The organism is Faecalibacterium prausnitzii, assembly GCF_049532945.1.
GTDB classification, from domain to species: Bacteria; Bacillota; Clostridia; order Oscillospirales; family Ruminococcaceae; genus Faecalibacterium; species Faecalibacterium prausnitzii_N.
On sequence record NZ_CP186691.1, the window covers coordinates 1,481,978 to 1,501,493 of the forward strand.

Below are 19,516 nucleotides of genomic sequence, written 5' to 3' on the forward strand. Positions count from 1 at the left end.
AGGACAAAGTTATGGCACTCATGCTCGATGAAGAAATGGACGAAAACGTTACGACGATCAAGGTGATTGGCGTGGGCGGCGGCGGCGGCAACGCTGTCAACCGCATGGTCAGCGACGGCCTGCAGGGCGTCGAATTTATCGCAATGAACACCGACCAGCAGGCTCTGGCCAAGAACCACGCTGCCACCAAGGTGCAGCTGGGTTCCAAGCTGACCAAGGGCCGCGGTGCCGGTGCAGACCCCGAGATCGGCCAGCGCGCCGCTGAAGAGAGCAAGGACGAGATCGCAAATGCGCTCAAGGGTTCCCAGATGGTGTTTATCACTGCCGGTATGGGCGGCGGCACCGGCACCGGTGCAGCACCCGTTGTGGCCGAGGTGGCACATGATCTGGGCATCCTGACCGTTGGCATCGTCACCAAGCCCTTCTCCTTTGAGGGCAAGCGCAAGATGGGTCTGGCAGAGCAGGGCATTGCAAACCTGCTCATGCATGTGGACAGTCTGATCGTCATTCCCAATGAGCGCCTGAAGATGATCAGCCAGGAAAAGATCACCCTGATGAATGCCTTCCAGGCAGCCGATAACGTGCTGCGTCAGGGCGTTGAGTCCATTTCCGCTCTGATCAATGTGCCTGCCTTCATCAACCTGGACTTCGCCGACGTGCGCTCCATCATGAAGGATGCCGGCTACGCACACATGGGCGTGGGCAGCGCCAAGGGCGCAGGCAAGGCCGAGAACGCCGCAAAGGCTGCCATTTCTTCTCCGCTGCTGGAGACCAGCATTGCCGGTGCACACGGCGTGATCATCAACATCACTTCCAGCCCGGACATCGGTCTGGAGGATGTGGAGACCGCAGCAGGTCTCATTACCCAGAGCGCACATCCCGATGCAAACATCATCTGGGGTACTGCGTTCGACGAGAACCTCTCGGACGAGATGCGTGTGACTGTGGTTGCTACCGGTTTTGACAACAAGATCCCCGAAGGCCTGCGCAGCACCCTGAACGGTGCCGCCGCTTCCGTCAGCTCTGCTCCGTCGGCTGTGTTCAGTTCGGATGTGGCGGCAGCCAAGAACAGCGCAGCTGCCGCTTCGGCTCCCGCTGCCGGTGCTGAAAAGCCCGTGGAAGAGGAGAGTAGCGACAACCGTTATTATGACGAGCTGCTGGCGATCCTGAACAAGCGCAAGTAAAAACAGCAAATGGCGTGAGCTCTTTGCACGGAGGTGTGAGGAGGGCAGGAGGATGCTACCGCAGGACGTATGGCTGCGCACCGAATGGCTGAGCTGCCGCAGGAACAGCGTGTTGCGCTGTGTGGAGCGGTACAGTGCCGCTGCGGCCAGCGAATACCGCCGCGCTCTGCGCAAGGTGCAGGAAGTGGAGGAAACTATGGCGCAGGTTGGAACAGAGACCGGGCCCCATGGCACGGCCTCTCAGCCCGCTGCACGGCTGGCAGTCGGGTGAAGTGGAAGCCTTGAACCGCCGCCTGTCGGCAGCAAATGCCGAGATCCGGCGTTATCAGACCCGCCTTTTTGCCTGTGAGCGCGAAGTGGTCGCGCTGCGGCAGGAGAATGCGGAACTGGAAGCACTCTGCGATCAGGCGCGCAAAAATGAGCTGTTGCCGCCCAAGACGCCTCAGCCCCCGGTGCTGGACCAGCCCGGCCTGCCGGTGATCGTGTTCCCCGGCCAGGCAGAGCAGGAAACGGCGCTCCCGGAGGCTGCTCCGCAGAGCACCCCCGCCCCGCAGGCGGCAGAGCCTGCACCGGCTCCCAAAGCCGCCGAAGCACCCGAACCGGAAGAAGTGCGGGAATCCCCCTTTGCACAGAAGGATTGGAAACCTACCACCCGGCTGGACTACCTTTCGGTGGACATCGTGCATCAGCTGGAAGCACTGATGGGATAATACAAAACACAAAGACGACCGGAAACGCACTGCGCTTCCGGTCGTCTTTTGTCATGTCTGTTATCTTACGCTGCTGGTGCGGTGCTCCATCAGATAGGTGGCTTCCAGATCAGCGATGTGCAGCTTGACGGCAAGGGGATACTTGTCGTAGGCTTCCGAGATGGCAAAGCAGCCGCCCCGGGCCGCATCGTCAAAGCCGCCCATGTGCCAGCGGATGGCAACGGCCTCCTCGACCCGCAGCTTCATGAACCGCTCGATGAGGAATACGCTCTTTTCGCCGTGGCCGTAGGGGAACAGATCCTCCACGCTGTAGCTGGGCACCTTTTCCCACTGGCCGGTGGCTTCGTTTTTCACGTTGCGGGTGCCGGGCTTGTAGTAGTTGGCCTTGCACAGATCGTGCAGCAGTGCACAGATGGCAAAGGTCTCCTCGCTGTCGCCCTCGGTAAAAAAGGTATCGTGCAGTGCATGGTAGACGTTCAGGCTGTGCATGCACAGCCCGCCCTCACAGGCACCGTGGAACCGGGTGGAGGCCGGTGCCGTAAAGAAATCGGTCTTATGGTCCAGCCAGTCCAGCAGCTTTTCGCTGCCGGGGCGGGTGATGTGCTGCTGCCAGATCTGCAAAAACTCTTCGCGGCCGCCCATGCTTACAGCTCCAGCTCGTCCAGAAGGCCCTTGAGGATGGCCATTTCGTCGTGGCTCAGGGAAATGCCCTTGCCCATGCGGGTGCCGTCCGGGGACCAGTCGCGGATGTCGTACTTGGGTTCGCCGTCGTTCCAGCTGATGAGGTTCAGCTGACGCTCCCAGCCGCGGGGACGCTCCGAGAGAACTGCAATGCGCTGAACAACTTCATATTTGATCTCTGCCATAGTTCCTTTACCTGCCTTTGCTTTGTTTGCTACCATAATAAAAGAACACGGCGCAGATTTCAACCACTAATTGAAAATTCTTTGAAAAATTTACAGTCGCTTAACCGTAGGGGGCATCTTCCCGCCAGTCGACAAGGTCCTGAACGCCCTCGGAGTCGTCCGGGGCGGGCTGGCGGCTGTGGAGCCGCTGCTCGGTGGAGAACAGCCCCGGCGCGTATTCGGCCATCACGCCGGGCACCTGCCCTTTGAGGAACGCCGCCGCATTCTTCTGGCGGCAGGCCACGGGGGTGCCGTCGGTCATGGGCACTCCGGACGGCTCGTTGGGCGGGATCTCCGGCGGTGGGAGCTGCACGTCCGGGCCGTCGGGCGGGCTGGGCGGCTGGACCGGGCCCGGCTCCTTGCCCAGCGGCGGGGAACACCGGCTGCACGCGGCCTCCGGGGCCGCCGAAACGCCGGGCCTGTCTTCCAGCTCGTGCCGGATGAAGGGCGTCAGAGAATCCATAAAAAACACCTCCAACGGTAGGGTGCCCGTTGGAGGTGCAGATATGCGCGGAACCTCCGCGCACGAACAAAAGCCCCACTGGGGCTGCTTGCGGCACTGTGCGGCAGGGCCTTACGGGTTGCGTTTGCTGATTTTTCTGCAGCCCCTTGGCAGGGCTTTGAAAAATCAGAACGCGGCCCCAACAACTCCTCCCTGTTTCAGCCGCAGGCTGCGGTCGTCGTCGTTGCTGTTCAAGTCCTCTTATCCGCATAGAAGAGCGCAAGGAAAAAACAAATCAGAGGGAGTTCTCCCGGTAGACATTCCTACAGGTTGGGAACCGCGCACTAACAAAAGCCCCACTGGGGCTTTTGTTGCCCCGCCTGCGGTGGGGCCGTGCTGTTCAAGTCCTCTTATCCGCATAGCGGAGCGTTTCCAAAAGGACGGATACAAAAAGAAAAACGACAGCCTTTTTGAAAGCTGTCGTTTGAGAGTGCGGATAAGAGGACTTGAACCTCCACCGAGTTGCCCCGATTAGAACCTGAATCTAACGCGTCTGCCAATTCCGCCATATCCGCATATTTTGTTTTCGTTCGTGAGCCGTGTCGCTCGGAACGATAGTAATTATACCATGGAAACCGGAAATGTCAAGCGCTTTTTTCGAATTTTTCTGACAAAAATTCCGGATGAAATTTTGGCACTGGAATGAGGACGATGGGGCGAAATTTTCGGTGAAATATGATACAATAAGACCTGAGCTGTCCGGGGCCGGAGGCCCTGCGGCAAAATACGATGGAATGAGGGAACCACACATGTTCAACTTTCTGATCTTTATCATCGGGGCGGCGCTCATGCTCGGCATGGGGGTGCGCAGTGTGCTTGCGCGGCGGCGCTTGCAGACAAAAGGCGAAAAGGTCACCGCCCGCGTTGCGGGCACCGCGCAGGGCCGGGACGGTCAGGCCTATGTGCTGGAATTTGAGACGGCAGGCGGCAGCCACCGCCTCCATTACCCGAAAGCGGCCAAGGGCAAGAGCTTTGCGGTGGGGGATACCGTCACCTTATACTATGACCCCGACGACCCGGAGAAGATGTACGTGGAAGGCGACCGGGCCACGCTGGGAGCCGAGGTGCTGTACTTTGCTCTGGCGGTGGTTCTGGTGCTGCTGATGGCCGGATTTGTGCGGTGAGGAGGAAATGCCATGAAACTGGAACATTTTGGCATGGCTGAGCCGGGCGACTGCCGGGTGGTCTTTTCGGCTAGTGCCGAGGAGCTGGAAGCAGCGGTGCAGGCCGAGCAGGCGGCACCGGATGCGCCCAAAGAGGAAGAAGACCTGCTGACGGCAGCGGTGAACCGCGCCATTCTGGAAGGCTTTTCGCCGCTGTTCGCGCAGCTGATGGAAGAGCACCGGCTCGTCCCGGTGACCGACCCGGATTTTGAATTGCTGGCGGTGAACCGGGCCGAGGGCTTCCGGGCGGGTGCGCAGTTCTTCTGCCTGCCGCCGCTGGAGCTGGGGCGGTACACCGGCTTTGTGCAGCCCATCCGGCCCCGGCCTATCCGGAAACTGACCATTGAACTGGAGATCAACCGTCACCACGGCGACGAGGACCGCGCCGCCGACGAGGCGGGCAAAAAAGCCCTGCGGGACCGTGTGGCGCGGGAAATCTACAAGACCCGCTGCGCCCAGGCCGAGACGCTGGCCGAGCGGGAGCTGGTCTACCAGCTCGGCGGCGAGGTGAAGGGCGCGCTGCCGAAGCAATTGGTGGCGGGCAACTACTTTGCCGAGCAGCGGGAGTTCAACCTGCGGATGCAGGCGAACAACATCAACTTTGACCAATACCTGAAGGTGCAGGGCCAGACGGTGGAACAGTTCCGGGCGGAGCTTCACGCGCAGGCAGAACAGAAACTGCGGGGGCGTCTGGGGCTTCTGCTGGTCGCCGAAACGGAGCATCTCTGGCCCACAGAGGCCGAGGTGCAGGCTGCGCTGGAGGGCTGGAACGGGGAGCGGACCTTCCCGTCCAACGACCTGCGGAAGCTGCGGCAGGGCATTGCCAGCCAGCGCGCAGCTGCCTTTGTTCGGGCGCACTCCACGCTGACCCCGCCGCCGGAGGAGCCAGTGGTGGTCGAGACGGTCTGAAACGACGGGCGGCAGGATTCTGGAAAACAAAAATGGGATGCTTGTTTCAAGCATCCCATTTTTTGTTTGTGCCGGTCAGGTCTCCACGCCCTCGAACTGGCTGTTGTAGAGCTTGGCGTAGAAGCCGTTTGCAGCAAGCAGCTCGTCGTGGCTGCCCTGCTCCACAATGTGGCCGTCCTTCATCACAAGGATCACGTCCGCCTCGCGGATGGTGGAAAGGCGGTGCGCCACAATAAAGCTGGTACGGCCCTGCATCATGCGGGCAAAAGCTTTCTGGATACGCACCTCGGTGCGGGTATCGATGGAGGATGTTGCTTCGTCCAGGATCAGCATCGGCGGCAGGCAGAGCATCACGCGGGCAATGCACAGCAACTGCTTCTGGCCCTGACTGATGTTGCCGCCGTCCTCGGCGATGACGGTATCGTAGCCCTCCGGCAGGCGGCGGATGAAGCTGTCTGCATGGGCGGCTTTGGCTGCTGCCACGATCTCTTCAAGGCTTGCATCCGGCTTGCCGTAGGCAATGTTTTCCCGCACGGTACCGGCCCGCAGCCATGTATCCTGCAGCACCATGCCGTAGCTGCCGCGCAGGGAAGCGCGGGTCACATCCCGGATGTCGGTGCCGGACACCTTGATGGAACCGCCGTTCACATCATAGAAGCGCATGAGCAGGTTGATGAGGGTGGTCTTGCCGCAGCCGGTAGGGCCGACGATGGCAATGCGCTGGCCGGGCTTTACGTCGAGGGAAAGGCCCTCGATCAGCGGGCGGTCGGGCAGGTAGCGGAAGGAAACATCCTCCAGCTGCACATGGCCGTCCGGCTGCAGCACGGAGGCGTTCTCGACTTCCGGCACCTGATCGTCGGCATCCAGCAGCTCAAACACGCGGGCGGCGCAGGCCAGAGCATTCTGCAGCTCGGTGACTACACCGGAAATTTCATTGAAGGGCTTGGTGTACTGGTTGGCATAGCTCAAAAACACGCTCAGCTGGCCGATGGTGATGCCGCCCCGCACCGCGTACACGGCACCCACAAGGCCCACGCCTGCGTACACGATGTTATTCACAAAGCGGGTGGCGGGGTTGGTCAGGCTGGAAAAGAAGATGGCCTTCAGGCTCACGTCCTGCAGACGGCCATTCACCTCGTCAAAGGCGGTAAGGCTCTCGGCCTCGTGGCCGAAGGCCTGCACCACCTTCTGGCCCTCGATCATCTCGTTGACCAGCGCGGTCTGCTCGCCGCGCACGGCGCTCTGGCTCTGGAAGTAACCATAGCTGCGCTTGGCAAGGAAGCTTGCCACCACGAGACTCAGCGGGGTGATGCACACCACCACCAGCGTGATGGGTACATTCTCGCTGAGCATGAACAGAAGGGTGCCGAGGATGGTCAGCACGCCGCTGAACAGCTGTGTAAAGCCCATCAGCAGGCCGTCCGCAAAGGTATCCACATCGGCCACCATGCGGCTGACGATATCGCCGGAGGGATGGCTGTCGAGGTAGGAAAGCGGCAGGGTCTGAATTTTGCGCAGGGCTTCGTTGCGCAGGTCGCGGCTGACAAGGAAGGTGATGCGGTTGTTGCACACGCTCAGCAGCCACTGCGCAAAGGCTGCGAGGATGGCTACGGCCACGATCTGTACGATGATCTGCATCACACCAGTAAAGTCCACATGGCCCTTGCCCAGCATCATATCAATGGCGCTGCCGCAGAGGATGGGGATATACAGCTGTGCGCCCACGCTCACAGCGGCCACCATGAGGCTGCACCCCACGAAAAAGCGGTAGGGGCGGATCTTTTCCAGCACCCGGCGGAGCGTTGCCTTGCGCTGTTCCGGGGTCAGGCTGCTCTTTGCTTTTGCACTCATTTCTGCGCATCCCCTTTCTTGAACTGGCTCTCGTAGATCTCCTCGTAGACGGGGCAGGAGGCCAGCAGGTCGGCGTGTTTGCCGAGGCCGACGAGTTTGCCGTCGTCCAGAACGAGGATCTGGTCGGCGTGCTGCAGGCTGGCGGCGCGCTGGCTCACGATGAACACGGTCAGGCTGCCGGGCAGAGCAGCCAGTGCCTTGCGCAGGGCGGCATCGGTGGCGTAGTCCAGTGCGCTGGCGCTGTCGTCAAGGATCAGAATTTCCGGCTTGCCCACAAGGGCGCGGGCGATGGTCAGGCGCTGCTTCTGTCCGCCGGACAGGTTGCGACCGCCCTGCTCCACAGGCTCGTCCAGCCCAAGGGGCTTGGCTTTGACGAACTCCGCAGCCTGTGCTGTTTCCAGTGCAGCCCACAGGTCCGCATCGGTGGCATTCTTGTTGCCCCACAGCAGGTTGGAGCGGATGGTGCCGCCAAAGAGCTGGGCCTTCTGCATGACGACGCTGACGCTGCCGCGCAGAACGTCCCGCGGGTATGCCTGCGCCGGACGGCCCATGATCTCCACCGTGCCCTCGGTGGCATCGTAGAAGCGGGGAATCAGGTTGACAAGGCTGGATTTGCCGCTGCCGGTACCGCCGATGACACCAATGGTCTGGCCGCGCTTTGCAGTGAAGCTGATGTCGGAAAGGCTGGGTGCACCGGCACCCGCATAGGTCAGGCTGACATGGTCGAACCGGACGGCGTCGTCGGCCTTGCCGGCCTCCACGGCATCCGGAAGGGCAGCAGGGAACGCCATCCCCGGTTCCGTGTCCAGCACAGCCTGCACGCGGCCTGCGCAGGCCAGCGCCTTGCTCACCTGCACGATCAGGTTTGCCAGCTTGACCAGCTCCACAAGGATCTGGTTCATGTAGTTCACCAGCGCGATCACGTCGCCGGAGGCCATGCCACCCACATTGATCTCAATGCTGCCCACATATAGCAGTGCCACAATGGCAATGTTGATGAGCACATAGGTCAGCGGGTTCATCAGGGCAGAGATATGGCCTACATGGAGCTGCATCTTGGTCAGCAGGTCGTTGGCATTCTCAAAGCGCTCTACCTCGCTCTTTTCCTTATCAAAGGCGCGCACCACGCGCACGCCGGTCAGGTTTTCGCGGGTCAGGCCCAGCACCCGGTCCAGACGGGTCTGGGCGGTCTTATACAGCGGGTTGGTCAGGACCATGACACCGAAGACCACGATGGACAGCGGCGGGATGGCCACCACGAAGATCCATGCGGCCCGCGCATTGACCGTAAAGGCCATGACCATGGCACCGATCACCACGAACGGGCTGCGCAGGAACAGGCGTAAAAACAGGTTCAGGCCGCTCTGCACCTGATTCACGTCGCTGGTCATACGGGTGATCAGGGTGCTGGTGCCGAGGGTGTCCATCTCGGTAAAGCTCAGGGTCTGGATGTGCTCAAACAGGGCGTGGCGCAGAGCTGTGGAATAGCCCACGGCCGCCTTTGCGGAAAAATACTGTGCCGTCAGGCTGCAGGCAAGGCCGATCATGGCCAGCAGCAGCAAAATGCCGCACCGCACAAGAATATAGTGGAAGTCGTGGGCGGCAATGCCAATGTTCACGATATCCGCCATGACCAGCGGCACGAACAGGTCGAACGTGGCTTCCAGCATCTTGAAAAGGGGCGCAAGCACGCTCTCGCGCTTGTAGCCGTTCAGGTGGGTAAGCATTTTGTTCAAGGCGAAAGACTCCTTTTCTGAAATGTAAATTTCTGAAATGTAAATCGGGGGAAACTTTCCCATCGCATATTATAATACAACCGGGGTCGGAATGCTATTGTTTTGCGGAAAAATGCGGTGCGTCTTCCCCATTGTGAAACTTGGGAAATCCTGCTATAATAAACTATTATGACGGATGGAAAAAGAAGGGTGATGCAAATGGCATACGAGAAAAGCGCACGGCGGTTCCGCCCGGTGGGCAGCCGGAAGAAAAAGGCCGCCCCCCAATACAGCCCGGCGGGCACGGGCTGCCCGGTGGTGGAGCAGGCCGTGGAGCGGCTCTACCGGGAGCAGAACGAGACGCATTTCTGGAACCTGATGAACGCCCTGAACTATGCACTGGAGCTGAAAACGCGGGTGCTGGTGCCGCTGGATGCCGCAGCCGACCCGCAGAGCGGCCCGGCCCCGTGGGCTTCCATGCCCATCCCGGCGGAAAAGGCAGAAGGGCTGGACCCCTGGCTGCTCCACACCCGGAAGGAGCGCAGCTACCTGCCCCTGTTCACGTCGGTGAAGACGGCGGAAGCCGAGCGCGCCACGGCCACCCGGCCCATGGCCGAGCGCGGGATGCGGGAGGCCATGGAATATGCCCTGAACACCGACGGCATCGACGGTGTGGTCATCGACCCGTGGACCAATTCCGCTACGCTGGATGGCTCCATCCTGAACGGGCTGCTCAAGTCGGAGCGGGGCAGCGAAGGCCCCGGTCTGGAAGAACTGGATGCGGGCTACGATGCCGCGCGGCAGGGCAGCTGGGCCGAGGCGGTGCAGCACTATGAAAAAGCCGCCGAGGCGGGCAGCGCCGAAGCGCTGGCGCTGTTGGGCGACTGCCTGTATCAGGGCCGGGGTGCCCGGCGCAGCAAGGTACAGGCCCGGCGGATGTGGAAAAAAGCCGCCAAGGCCGGGGAAGTGCAGGCCATGATCGCCCTTGGCGATGACGCAGCGGCCTCCGGGCAGGAAGCCGCCGCCGCGCTGCAATACTACCGCCGCGCCCAGAGTGCCGCCCGCGGGATGCCGGATGTCTCCTATACGCCGCAGATCCGGCTCCGCATCGCCCAGTGCGAAACGCGGTATGTCTCCCGCAAAAAGGCGCTGATGGAGCTGGCGGAGGCCGAGCAGGGCTTCTGCATCCAGCTGGAAGAGGGGGCACCGGACGCGGAGATCTGGCTGGACGAGACCCGGAAGACCGTGGCGGAGCTGATGAACGAAGGGCTGGAGAACCGATGAAATCGGCAGGAACACAAAATCTTTACATTTGTTCTATGAAATCGTCATAGGAAATCAGTAAGATGATTCTGGAAAAAAATCTGTGCTGCAAGAAAAGAGGACAAGCACTATGAGCAAAGTAATCGGCATCGATCTCGGCACGACCAATTCCTGCGTGGCAGTGGTGGAGGGCGGCAAGCCCGTGGTCATCACCAATGCGGAGGGTGAGCGCACCACCCCCAGCGTTGTGGCCTTCACGAAGGACGGTGAACGTCTGGTGGGCGGTGCGGCCAAGCGACAGATCGCCACAAATTCCGGGCGCACCATCTCCAGCATCAAGCGCCATATGGGCAGTGACTACCGGGTGCACATCGACGGCAAAGACCTGACCCCGCAGGAGATCAGCGCCATGATCTTGGCCAAGATCCGCCGCGATGCCGAGAGCTATCTGGGCGAGCCGGTGACCGAAGCGGTCATCACGGTGCCCGCCTACTTCGACGACAGCCAGCGCAAGGCTACGCAGGATGCAGGCCGCATTGCAGGCCTGAACGTGCTGCGCATCATCAACGAGCCTACTGCTGCCGCTGTGGCCTATGGTTTGGATAACGAAGCGGCGCAGAAGATCCTCGTCTACGACCTCGGCGGCGGCACCTTTGATGTGTCCATCATCGAGATCGAGGACGGGACTTTTACGGTGCTTGCCACCGGCGGCGACACCCATCTGGGCGGTGACGACTTCGATCAGCGCATCGTGGAATATGCCGTGGCCGAGTTCAAAAAGTCGGATCGCATCGACCTCTCCCGCGACCCGGCGGCTATGGGCCGGCTGAAAGAGGAAGCCGAAAAGGCAAAAAAGGAGCTTTCTGCCGCGCCGTCGGCACAGCTGAACCTGCCCTTTATCGCAGTGGGCAAGGACGGCCCTCACCACTTGGATATCTCGCTTTCCCGCCCGCAGTTCGAAATGATGACCGGCGACCTGCTGGCCCGCACAGTGGCTCCTGTGCAGAATGCGCTGCGGGATGCAGGCATTTCTGCCAGCCAGCTGGGCAAGGTGCTGCTGGTGGGCGGCAGCACCCGGATGCCTGCGGTGGAGCGTCAGGTGAAGGAGCTGCTGGGCTGCGAACCCAGCCACAGCCTGAACCCGGACGAGTGTGTTGCCATGGGTGCGGCTGTGCAGGGCGGTCTGCTGCAGGGCGGCGGCAAGCTGGCCGGTGCCACCGGCGCAGCGGCGCAGGGCCTTGTGCTGATGGATGTGACCCCGCTGACCCTCTCCATTGAGACGCTGGGCGGCGTGGCCACCCCGCTGATCACCCGCAACAGCATGATCCCCACCCGCAAGAGCCAGATCTTCACCACCGCACGGCCCATGCAGACCAGTGTGGAGATCAACGTGCTGCAGGGCGAGCGCCACTTTGCCCGCGACAACAAGAGTCTGGGCAAATTCAAGCTCACCGGCATTCGGGCAAGCTTCTCCTCCAAACCGCAGATCGAAGTTACCTTCGATATCGACGTGAACGGCGTGGTGAAGGTGTCTGCCAAAGACCTTGGCACCGGCCGGGAGCAGAACATCACCATCACCGGCAGCACCAACCTTTCGGAAAATGAGATCCAGCGCGCCATGGCAGACGCTGCCGCCTACGAGGCCGAGGACAGCCGCCGCAAGGAGCGGCTGGACCTGCACAATCAGGCCGAGGTGCTGGCCTACAAGGTGGACGAGGCTCTTTCCAAATGCAAAAAGGAGCTGGACAAGGACGAGAAGAACCGCATCAAAACCGACCTCGCCAACCTCCGCCGCTGCCTGCGCAAGGATAAGCCGGAAAAGATGAATGAAAACGAGGAAGCCAATCTCCGTCAGGCCAAAGAGCAGCTGGAAGCCTCAGCCAACCACCTGATGATGCTCTACACGAGCGAAGAACAGAAAGAACAATAAGAAGACAAACAAAAAATCTCCGCGCAGCTGCGCGGAGATTTTTTTCGGCAGGGCCGGAACGGAGGGTGGAGAAACGGACATGTTTACACGATCAGCTCCACCGTGCTCCCCGCTGCGGGCCTTTTTGACGAGGACCTGATGGTCGATGCGGTCTTTCAGAGCACCTACGTGGGAGATGATGCCCACCAGCCGGTCGCCCTCGGTCAGGCCGGAGAGGACCCGGATGGCCTGCTCCAGACTTTCGTCGTCGAGGGAACCGAAGCCCTCATCGAGGAAGAGCGTGTCCAGACGGATGCCGCCTGCCGCGCTCTGTACTTCGTCCGAAAGGCCCAGTGCCAGCGCCAGCGATGCCTTGAAGCTTTCGCCGCCGGAAAGGGTCTTGACGCTGCGGCGGGTGCCGTTGTAGTGGTCGATGATGCCAAGGTCCAAGCCGGACTGGCTGCGCTGGTTCTCGGCACCAATGCGCTCCAGCTCGTACTGCCCGGCGGTCATCTGCATCAGGCGGGTGTTGGCGTGGCGCAGGATGCGGTCCAGATAGTTCATCTGGATGTAGGCTTCCAATTTGATCTTCTGTTTGCTGGTCAAGGTGCCGCCCGCTGTGGAGGCCAGCGCGTTGACCCACTGCCAGCGGGTCTCCAGCACCTGCCGGGCCGCGGCCAGGCGGCGGTAGTCGGCGGCGGCGCGGCGGTTGGGCACGAGCTGGGCCGTCAGGGCTTTTTCCCGCTCGGCGGCCTGCTGGCGGGCCGCTTGCAGTGCAGTGAGCTGGGTGCGCAAAGCGTCGAGGTCTGCGGCCCCGGTCTCCGGGGCCTGCTGGTCTTGCAGGGCCTGCACGGCGGCTTCGGCGGCAGCGACGGCGTTTTCCGCGGCGCTGCGGGCGGCTTCGGCCTGCTCCATGCCGGTGCGCAGGGCGGTGCGCTGGGCCGTCAGGTCGGCGACCGTCTGCTGGGCCTCGGCGCGGCTGGCCGGTGCGCTCTGCCGGGCTTCGGTGATCTGCTGTTCCAGCGCCGCAGCCGTGGCTTCGCGGGCGGCGGCAGTCTGTTCGGCAGAGGCCGCTGCTGCTTCCAGCGCAATGCGCTGGGCCGTTTTGGTCTTGCGGGTGGTATCCAGCCGGGTGCGGCGGGCACAGTCGGCGGCGGCCTTTTGCAGGGCTGCGCGGTTCTCGGCCTGTGCGGTCTGGAGCGCGGCAGTCTCCTCGGCAAGGGCCGTTTTCAGCAGGGCCACGGTCAGAGCGACCGGCCCCTCCGGCGAGGTGAAGCGTTCGGGCAAAAGGCTTTCGGCGTCCCGGCGGAGGGTGGCTTTGCCCTCCCGCTGGGCGGCGAGGGCTTCGCGGGCTGCGGCCGCGCGATCCTGCGCTTCACGGTCTGCTGCTTCGGCCGCCTGCTTGGCGGCATCCACCTGCGCCTGCGTGGGGGCTGTGTGGGGCAGAGCTGCTTTGGCCGGGTGGTGGACGCTGCCGCACACGGGGCAGGGCGCACCCTCGGCCAGCGCCTGCGCCAGCAGTCCGGCCTGTGCGTCCAGAAACGCCCGCTCGCAGGCGTCCCGTTCCGCGTGGGCGGCTTCCTGCGCGGCGGCTGCGGTGCGGTAGGCGTCCTGTGCCTGTCGGGCTGCGTGGGTGCGGCGCTGGTCTTCGGTCAGGCTCTGGGCCAGCGCGGTGAGGGCGGTCTCCCGGCGGGTGAGCTGCTCGGCCTGAGCAGTCAGGGCCACGTTCCGGGTCTCCGGGTCGCCGAGGGCGGCCGCTTCGGCGTCCAGTGCGGCGAGTTCTGCATCCAGCGCGGTCAGCTGGGCCCGCGCCTTGCGGGCTTTGGCCTGTTCGAGGTCGGCCTCGCTGCGGGCGGCGGTCTGTGCGCGGCAGAGCTTGTCCAGCGCGTCGCAGGCGTCAAGGCCCGCTCTGGCCCGCTCAAGCTGGGCGGTCAGAGCGTCCAGTGCGGCGGCATCGCCTGCATGGCGGGCCGCATCGGCGCGGGCTGCGTCCCGGCGGGGGAGCAGGGCGGCAAGCTCGGCCTGCTTTTCGACCCGCTGGCGGCGGAGGGCTTCGGCCTGCTCGGCCCGGCCCAGCGTCTGCTGCAAAGCGTCCAGCTGCGTCTGCGCGGCGGTGTGGGCGGCGGCAGCAGCGGAGAGTTCCGCTTCCTGCCGGGTGAGGAGCCCGTCCAGCAGGGCAGTGACTTCCTCGGCGGGGCGCTGCGCCGAAAGCCCGCTCAGTGCTTCGGCGTCGGGGTCGGTCTCCGGATAGCGGATGCCGGAGAGCACCGCGTCCAGCTGGACGTTCTGGGCTGTGCGCTGGGCCGTGAGGCGGGCGTTCTCCTCTTGCAGCGCGTCCTGCAATTTCTGGTAGCGCTGGGTGCGGAACAGCTTGCGGAAAATGCGGCTGCGCTCCTCGGTGGAAGCGTTGAGCAGCTTTGTGAACTGACCCTGCGCGATCATGGCAATCTGGCAGAACTGGCTGTAGTCCAGCCCGATGATGGCGGTGACGGCGGCGGTGACATCCTTCGACCGGGTCACGGGCGGGCGTCCGTCCGGGTAGGTGAGGACGGCGTCCGCCTTTTCGGTGGTCATGCCCTCGCCGCGGTTTTTGGGGCGCTGGTACTCCGGGTTGCGGCGTACGGTATAGCGCTGGCCGTTCACCTCAAATTCCAGCTCCACAAAGGTGGGCGTTTTAAGATCAGCATATTTGCAGCGCAGCATGGCGCCCTCGCGCACGCCGCCGCTGGAATGATCGTACAGCGCATATGTAATGGCATCGAACAGGGTGGTCTTGCCTGCGCCGGTATCGCCGGTGACGAGATACAGGCCGCCTTTGCCTAGGCGCTCCAGTTCTAGCGTGACGGCGCTGGCGTATGGCCCGAAGGCCGAAAGAGTGAGCTTCAGCGGTCTCATGCGTCTTCGCCCTCCTTCCAGATCTCCTCAATGAGCTGCTGGCAGAATGCCGCCTGCTCGGCGCTCAGGGGCTGATTGTTTTGCAGCGCATAAAAGGCCGCAAAGTGTTCCAGCGGCGTTTTCTGCTCGGTCTGGGCCGGGGCGTCGAGGTCGGCCTGGGTGCGGGTGCGGAGGTTATCGTAGTCCAACCGCATCAGGTTGGGGTAGATCACCCGCAGGCGGGCCAGCGCGTCCGGCACGTCCTGCTCATCGGTCAGGGTAATGTGCAGGTAGTCGTCCACCGCAGTGCCGTCGTAATTGCGGCGGTCGGTCAGCTCCATGTAGCTGCCGCGCACTTCCCGCAGGTCGTGCTTCGGGGTAAGCGGCGCGGTGGAAAGCGTGACCTCTCCCTTCGGTCCAAGCTCCACAAAGGTGGCGCTCTTGTGCTGGTCTGCTTCCGAAAAGGAGTATTTCAGCGGGGTGCCGCAATAGCGCACGGCATCGCGGCTCACCTTCTGGGGGCTGTGCAGGTGGCCCAGCGCCACGTAGTCAAAGGCATCGAACAGGCTGGCATCCACGCTGTCCACACCGCCCACCGAGACTTCCTCGCTCTCACAGCAGGCGGCACCGGCCACGAACTGATGGGCCACCAGCACGCTGCGGTGGGCCGGGTCGGGGGCACAGCGACGCAGCACACAGCCCAGGGCGTCGCTGTAGCTTTCGATGGGCTCGTCCGGGTAGATGTGGCGCACCATGGCGGGCTTGAGGAAGGGCAGAAGGTACACGTCCAGCGTGCCGTACTCGTCGGTGAGGGGGATGGGGGCCGGGGCCCCTTCGAACACCGGGCTGACGTAGACCTGGCTCCCCGCCAGCAGATGGGCACCGAACGCGACCCGCTCGGCGGAGTCGTGGTTGCCGCTGATGGCGAACACGGGCAGCCTGCGTTCGGCCAGCTGGGTGAGGAACCAGTCCAGCAGGCGCACGGCTTCGGCAGGGGGAACGGGCTTATCGTAGAGGTCGCCCGCCAGCAGCACACCGTCCACGGGCTTGCTGTCCAGCAGGGAGAGGATCTGTTCCAGAATGTACCGCTGGTCGTCCAGCATGGAGAACTCGCACACCCGCTTGCCCAGATGCAGGTCGGAAAGATGCAGAAAACGCATGGGAGCACCGCCTTTCAGTTGAATGGTTCTATTATAACATGAAGAAGAAGCGAGCAGAAGAGGAAACTCCTTCTGTCTGCTCGCTTCGCTCACATCCACCTCCCTCTGAGAGGGAGGCTGTCTGGCCCCCTCACCGAGGGGGCTGCCGCCGAAGGCGGCTGGGGGAGCTAGAACATCTTCTCCCAGGTGGCTTTGCCGACTGCGCCGTCGGCAGTGAGGCCGTTGCGGCGCTGGTAGCGCTCCACGGCGGCTGCGGTGGAAGCACCGTATTTGCCGTCGGTGGAGAGCTTTTCACCCAGAGAGTTGAGCTTCTGCTGCACCAGACGCACCGTGCCGCCGGAAGAGCCGCTGCGCAGGGCAATGCCGGGGTAGGGCACATGCAGGCCGTGCTTGGCCGTGTAGCGGGTGTAGAGCACGTTCCATGTGTTCGCGCCCACCTTGCCGTCCACATTCATCTTGTTTTTGAGCTGGAACTCCTTCACGGCGTTCACGCTCTTGGTGCCGAACCGCCCGTCCGTGGTTAGCTCGTGGTACCATGTGCAGGCGTCGCGCACACCGTTGAGCCAGGTCTGCACCAGTGCTACATCGGGGCCGGTGGAGCCGCGCTGGATGAGGGAATAATAGGCAGGAATTGCCATGGTCAAACTCACACTCCTTCCACTAGGAGCTTATGCGGCGGAAGGTGGAAGTGTTCGTGGGAACCTTTGTCGGATCCAGCAGGCAATACCCGACGGCCAGGGCCTCTCCTGCCGGGAGAGGCGGCATCGCGGATGCGATGACGGAGAGGTTATCCCAGCAGGATGACATCTTCCCGGCGGGCGGTGTGCTTCTGCCACCACTCCACGCATTTGAACCGCAGGAGATACCGCCCGCAGACGAGGTCGTTCTCGGCGGGGGTGGCATAGCCGCCGCAGGCGGTGCGGCAGAGGCCGGGGTAGAGCACACACCACCAGTTCCGGCCATAGGGGGCTGCGCCGATGTCGATGCGCAGGGCCTGATACCGCCCGGCGGGCAGGGCCGAGGCAGAGTAGCGGGTGGTGCCGAAGTACATTTCCACCAGACACACCCGCACCGGTGCAAAACTGCCGCGCCCGGCCAGCACGGTGCGGGCGACCCGCTGCAGCTCGGACAGGTGGGCCGCAGCCCAGCGGAGGGCGGCGGGCTGGTCTGCCGCCGGGCAGGCCGTGTCCAGATACGCGAGCACGGCGTCCCGCACGGCCAGCTTGTCGGTCTGGTCGGCAGTGGTATCACTGGCAGCGCGGATGTGGAGCCGCAGAGTGTCGGCGGCAAGCGCGGCTCCGGTGTCGAGCTGGGTGCGGCCCCAGCCCAGCAGGCCCTGCAGACCGATGCAGAGCGCGAGCGCACCGCTGAGTGTGATGCACCAGACAGTCATCTGGCGGCGGGATAAAATGCGGCTGTACATAAAAAACAGACCCTTTCTCTGGAAATACTATCCAGAGTCTGGGTCTGTTTGGGTGTGATTATACAGCGGAAACCCTCTCAGTCGCCTGCGGCGACAGCTCCCCCGAAGGGGGAGCTTGAATGGAAAAGGGAAACATCATAAACGAGATTGGATCGTTTGATGAATCTTTTCGCAGACAGAGTCAAAATGAAAATCCACTTCCGCATTCGAAAAACGCAGGACTTGTAAATAGTATTGCGCTAAAATAGCGCTTCGTTCGCGGTCATAAGTCTGTCCCTGTTCAGAAAAATGCTGTGTGCCATCCACTTCGATGACCAATTGAGCCTTTGAACAATAAAAATCGACGATAAAGGATTCAATGATACGCTGCTTGTAGATTTTAACAGGATAGTTTCGTAAAAATTGATACCACAACTTTGCTTCCTGTGGAGTCATATTGCGGCGCAACGCACGAGCCTGCGGGAGCATACCATGATTTTTGGGAACAATATCAAGTTTCATAATGAATAGAGCGTACACACGTCACTGCTGAAGCTCCCCCTTCGGGGGAGCTGGCAATGCGAAGCATTGACTGAGAGGGTCCTTTAGTTCTTCAGCGACTGCATGGGGGCAGGCAGGCGGCCGCCGCGGTTGATGAACACGGACGGGTCGTGCTGGTTCACGGCCATGATGGGGCCATAGCCCAGCAGACCGCCAAAGTCCAGCACCTCGCCGGCCTTGCGGCCAATGGCAGGGATCACGCGCACGGCGGTGGTCTTGCTGTTCACCATGCCGATGGCGGCTTCGTCAGCGATCAGGGCGCTGATGACAGCCGGGGTGGTGTCGCCCGGGATGATGACCATATCGATGCCCACCGAGCAGACGGCGGTCATGGCTTCCAGCTTTTCAATGGTCAGGCATCCGGTCTCGGCGGCGTGGATCATGCCGGCATCCTCGCTGACCGGGATGAAGGCACCAGACAGACCGCCCACGTGGTTGGAGGCCATCACGCCGCCCTTCTTCACGGCATCGTTCAGCAGGGCCAGACAGGCGGTGGTGCCGCAGCAGCCGCAGGTCTCAAGGCCCATCTCTTCCAGAATATTGGCCACACTGTCGCCGATGGCGGGGGTAGGTGCCAGCGACAGGTCGATGATGCCGGCGGGCACGCCCAGTGCCTGAGAAGCCAGATTGGCCACCAGCTGGCCCACGCGGGTGATCTTGAAGGCGGTGCGCTTGACCAGCTCTGCCACCTCGTCGATGGGGGCATCCTTGGGCAGGCGGGCCAGTGCAGCGCGCACAGCGCCGGGGCCGGAAACGCCCACGTGGATCTCACAGTCCGGCTCGCCGGGGCCGTGGAATGCACCGGCCATGAAGGGGTTGTCCTCCGGTGCGTTGCAGAACACCACCAGCTTTGCGGCACCGATGCACTGACGACCAGCCGTCAGCTCACTGGCCTTCTTGACGGCCTCGCCCATGAGCTTGACAGCGTCCATATTCAGTCCTGCCTTGGTGGCACCAATGTTCACCGAGCTGCACACGATGTCGGTCTCGGCCAGTGCGCGGGGAATGGACTCGATCAGGCGGCGGTCACCGGCAGAAAAGCCCTTGTGCACCAAAGCACTGTAGCCGCCCACAAAGTTTACACCCACCTTTTTACCGGCGGCATCCAGAGTTTTTGCAAACTCCACAGGGTCGGCATCCGGGCAGGCACCCAGCAGCATGGCGATGGGTGTGACACTGATGCGTTTGTTGATGATGGGAATACCGTACTCGGCACTGATATGCTCCACCGTGGGCACAAGGTTTGCGGCCTTGGTGGTGATCTTGTTATAGATGTTCTCGCACGCCTTCTTCGGGTCCGGGTCGATGCAGTCCAGCAGGCTGATGCCCATGGTGACGGTGCGCACGTCCAGATTGTCCTGAGTGAACATCTCGATGGTCTCGAGAATGTCACCGGTATTCATCATGC

Annotated in this window: 18 protein-coding genes and 1 tRNA gene; 7 read left to right on the forward strand and 12 right to left on the reverse strand. The window is 62.5% G+C overall.

What is annotated here, in order from left to right; all coding sequences use genetic code 11:
• Nucleotides 1–11: 11 nt before the first annotated feature.
• The 3 genes from ftsZ to ACNQFG_RS07420 are packed head-to-tail and all read left to right on the forward strand — an operon-like array spanning nt 12 to nt 1,894.
• Nucleotides 12–1,184 carry a cell division protein FtsZ gene (gene ftsZ, locus ACNQFG_RS07410; RefSeq protein ID WP_423406476.1) on the forward strand — a complete coding sequence of 391 codons (1,173 nt, stop codon included), beginning with the start codon at nt 12–14 and terminating at the stop codon, nt 1,182–1,184.
• Nucleotides 1,185–1,236: 52 nt separating this feature from the next.
• Nucleotides 1,237–1,455 (forward strand): hypothetical protein, encoded by a 219-nt coding sequence (locus ACNQFG_RS07415; protein ID WP_423406477.1) that lies wholly within the window; start codon nt 1,237–1,239, stop codon nt 1,453–1,455.
• A complete protein-coding gene (locus ACNQFG_RS07420) occupies nt 1,412–1,894 on the forward strand; it encodes a hypothetical protein (RefSeq protein WP_423406478.1) in 483 nt (160 codons plus the stop codon). Before ACNQFG_RS07415 ends, ACNQFG_RS07420 begins: the two co-directional genes overlap by 44 nt.
• 60 nt (nt 1,895–1,954) lie before the next feature.
• On the opposite strand, the gene ACNQFG_RS07425 is transcribed toward ACNQFG_RS07420, so the two are convergent.
• From ACNQFG_RS07425 to ACNQFG_RS07440, 4 genes are all read right to left on the reverse strand, one after another.
• Entirely contained in the window at nt 1,955–2,536 is a 582-nt protein-coding gene (locus tag ACNQFG_RS07425; protein WP_423406479.1) for a hydrolase, read from the reverse strand.
• Nucleotides 2,537–2,538: 2 nt separating this feature from the next.
• Entirely contained in the window at nt 2,539–2,760 is a 222-nt protein-coding gene (locus tag ACNQFG_RS07430) for a YdbC family protein (RefSeq protein WP_120079997.1), read from the reverse strand.
• 100 nt (nt 2,761–2,860) lie between these two features.
• On the reverse strand, nt 2,861–3,262 hold the full coding sequence (locus ACNQFG_RS07435; protein ID WP_423406480.1) for a hypothetical protein: 402 nt from the start codon (nt 3,260–3,262) through the stop codon (nt 2,861–2,863).
• A 470-nt stretch (nt 3,263–3,732) separates the two neighbouring features.
• Nucleotides 3,733–3,816: transfer RNA gene (locus tag ACNQFG_RS07440), tRNA-Leu, on the reverse strand.
• Between the two features lie 219 nt (nt 3,817–4,035).
• Between ACNQFG_RS07440 and ACNQFG_RS07445 the strand changes: the two genes are divergently transcribed.
• Together ACNQFG_RS07445 and ACNQFG_RS07450 are read left to right on the forward strand one after the other, a co-directional pair.
• Nucleotides 4,036–4,425, forward strand: a complete 390-nt coding sequence (locus ACNQFG_RS07445) for a DUF3592 domain-containing protein (RefSeq protein WP_423406481.1) — start codon at nt 4,036–4,038, stop codon at nt 4,423–4,425.
• A gap of 12 nt (nt 4,426–4,437) precedes the next feature.
• The gene (locus ACNQFG_RS07450; protein ID WP_423406482.1) at nt 4,438–5,373 is read left to right on the forward strand and encodes an FKBP-type peptidylprolyl isomerase; all 936 of its coding nucleotides are present in this window, start codon (nt 4,438–4,440) and stop codon (nt 5,371–5,373) included.
• A 75-nt stretch (nt 5,374–5,448) separates the two neighbouring features.
• On the opposite strand, the gene ACNQFG_RS07455 is transcribed toward ACNQFG_RS07450, so the two are convergent.
• Entirely contained in the window at nt 5,449–7,224 is a 1,776-nt protein-coding gene (locus tag ACNQFG_RS07455; RefSeq protein WP_423406483.1) for an ABC transporter ATP-binding protein, read from the reverse strand.
• On the reverse strand, nt 7,221–8,960 hold the full coding sequence (locus ACNQFG_RS07460; protein WP_423406484.1) for an ABC transporter ATP-binding protein: 1,740 nt from the start codon (nt 8,958–8,960) through the stop codon (nt 7,221–7,223). The genes ACNQFG_RS07455 and ACNQFG_RS07460 overlap by 4 nt, the downstream gene beginning before the upstream one ends.
• A gap of 198 nt (nt 8,961–9,158) precedes the next feature.
• Here ACNQFG_RS07460 and ACNQFG_RS07465 point away from each other — a divergent pair, with 198 nt between their 5' ends.
• Together ACNQFG_RS07465 and dnaK are read left to right on the forward strand one after the other, a co-directional pair.
• Nucleotides 9,159–10,223 carry an SseB family protein gene (locus ACNQFG_RS07465; RefSeq protein WP_118551563.1) on the forward strand — a complete coding sequence of 355 codons (1,065 nt, stop codon included), beginning with the start codon at nt 9,159–9,161 and terminating at the stop codon, nt 10,221–10,223.
• Between the two features lie 109 nt (nt 10,224–10,332).
• Nucleotides 10,333–12,132, forward strand: coding sequence for a molecular chaperone DnaK (dnaK, locus tag ACNQFG_RS07470; RefSeq protein WP_423406485.1), 1,800 nt, complete (start codon nt 10,333–10,335; stop codon nt 12,130–12,132).
• Here dnaK and ACNQFG_RS07475 read toward each other — a convergent pair.
• The 6 genes from ACNQFG_RS07475 to ACNQFG_RS07500 all read right to left on the reverse strand — a co-directional run bounded on the left by ACNQFG_RS07475 (nt 12,079) and on the right by ACNQFG_RS07500 (nt 19,514).
• On the reverse strand, nt 12,079–15,006 hold the full coding sequence (locus tag ACNQFG_RS07475; RefSeq protein WP_423406486.1) for an AAA family ATPase: 2,928 nt from the start codon (nt 15,004–15,006) through the stop codon (nt 12,079–12,081). The two genes, dnaK and ACNQFG_RS07475, sit on opposite strands and share 54 nt — an antisense overlap.
• A complete protein-coding gene (locus tag ACNQFG_RS07480) occupies nt 15,003–16,145 on the reverse strand; it encodes an exonuclease SbcCD subunit D (protein WP_423406487.1) in 1,143 nt (380 codons plus the stop codon). Before ACNQFG_RS07480 ends, ACNQFG_RS07475 begins: the two co-directional genes overlap by 4 nt.
• Nucleotides 16,146–16,312: 167 nt before the next feature.
• On the reverse strand, nt 16,313–16,783 hold the full coding sequence (locus tag ACNQFG_RS07485) for a peptidoglycan-binding domain-containing protein (protein ID WP_423406563.1): 471 nt from the start codon (nt 16,781–16,783) through the stop codon (nt 16,313–16,315).
• Nucleotides 16,784–16,932: 149 nt separating this feature from the next.
• Nucleotides 16,933–17,568: a stage II sporulation protein R gene (locus ACNQFG_RS07490; RefSeq protein WP_423406488.1), complete on the reverse strand. Its 636-nt coding sequence runs from the start codon at nt 17,566–17,568 to the stop codon at nt 16,933–16,935.
• Nucleotides 17,569–17,703: 135 nt separating this feature from the next.
• Nucleotides 17,704–18,069, reverse strand: a complete 366-nt coding sequence (locus ACNQFG_RS07495; RefSeq protein WP_207685570.1) for an endonuclease domain-containing protein — start codon at nt 18,067–18,069, stop codon at nt 17,704–17,706.
• Nucleotides 18,070–18,152: 83 nt separating this feature from the next.
• Complete coding sequence (locus ACNQFG_RS07500; RefSeq protein WP_423406564.1) at nt 18,153–19,514, reverse strand: PFL family protein; 1,362 nt, start codon at nt 19,512–19,514, stop codon at nt 18,153–18,155.
• Between the last annotated feature and the right edge of the window lie 2 nt (nt 19,515–19,516).

What these genes read in the sequence shown, in the direction of transcription:
- ACNQFG_RS07430 (WP_120079997.1), bottom strand. Translation starts at nt 2,760, where the DNA reads ATGGCAGAGATCAAATATGAAGTTGTTCAGCGCATTGCAGTTCTCTCG.
- ACNQFG_RS07425 (WP_423406479.1), bottom strand. Translation starts at nt 2,536, where the DNA reads ATGGGCGGCCGCGAAGAGTTTTTGCAGATCTGGCAGCAGCACATCACC.
- ACNQFG_RS07475 (WP_423406486.1), bottom strand. Translation starts at nt 15,006, where the DNA reads ATGAGACCGCTGAAGCTCACTCTTTCGGCCTTCGGGCCATACGCCAGC.
- ACNQFG_RS07465 (WP_118551563.1), top strand. Translation starts at nt 9,159, where the DNA reads ATGGCATACGAGAAAAGCGCACGGCGGTTCCGCCCGGTGGGCAGCCGG.
- ACNQFG_RS07485 (WP_423406563.1), bottom strand. Translation starts at nt 16,783, where the DNA reads ATGGCAATTCCTGCCTATTATTCCCTCATCCAGCGCGGCTCCACCGGC.
- ftsZ (WP_423406476.1), top strand. Translation starts at nt 12, where the DNA reads ATGGCACTCATGCTCGATGAAGAAATGGACGAAAACGTTACGACGATC.
- ACNQFG_RS07435 (WP_423406480.1), bottom strand. Translation starts at nt 3,262, where the DNA reads ATGGATTCTCTGACGCCCTTCATCCGGCACGAGCTGGAAGACAGGCCC.
- ACNQFG_RS07420 (WP_423406478.1), top strand. Translation starts at nt 1,412, where the DNA reads ATGGCACGGCCTCTCAGCCCGCTGCACGGCTGGCAGTCGGGTGAAGTG.
- ACNQFG_RS07500 (WP_423406564.1), bottom strand. Translation starts at nt 19,514, where the DNA reads ATGATGAATACCGGTGACATTCTCGAGACCATCGAGATGTTCACTCAG.
- dnaK (WP_423406485.1), top strand. Translation starts at nt 10,333, where the DNA reads ATGAGCAAAGTAATCGGCATCGATCTCGGCACGACCAATTCCTGCGTG.
- ACNQFG_RS07415 (WP_423406477.1), top strand. Translation starts at nt 1,237, where the DNA reads ATGCTACCGCAGGACGTATGGCTGCGCACCGAATGGCTGAGCTGCCGC.
- ACNQFG_RS07495 (WP_207685570.1), bottom strand. Translation starts at nt 18,069, where the DNA reads ATGAAACTTGATATTGTTCCCAAAAATCATGGTATGCTCCCGCAGGCT.
- ACNQFG_RS07455 (WP_423406483.1), bottom strand. Translation starts at nt 7,224, where the DNA reads ATGAGTGCAAAAGCAAAGAGCAGCCTGACCCCGGAACAGCGCAAGGCA.
- ACNQFG_RS07445 (WP_423406481.1), top strand. Translation starts at nt 4,036, where the DNA reads ATGAGGGAACCACACATGTTCAACTTTCTGATCTTTATCATCGGGGCG.
- ACNQFG_RS07490 (WP_423406488.1), bottom strand. Translation starts at nt 17,568, where the DNA reads ATGTACAGCCGCATTTTATCCCGCCGCCAGATGACTGTCTGGTGCATC.
- ACNQFG_RS07480 (WP_423406487.1), bottom strand. Translation starts at nt 16,145, where the DNA reads ATGCGTTTTCTGCATCTTTCCGACCTGCATCTGGGCAAGCGGGTGTGC.
- ACNQFG_RS07450 (WP_423406482.1), top strand. Translation starts at nt 4,438, where the DNA reads ATGAAACTGGAACATTTTGGCATGGCTGAGCCGGGCGACTGCCGGGTG.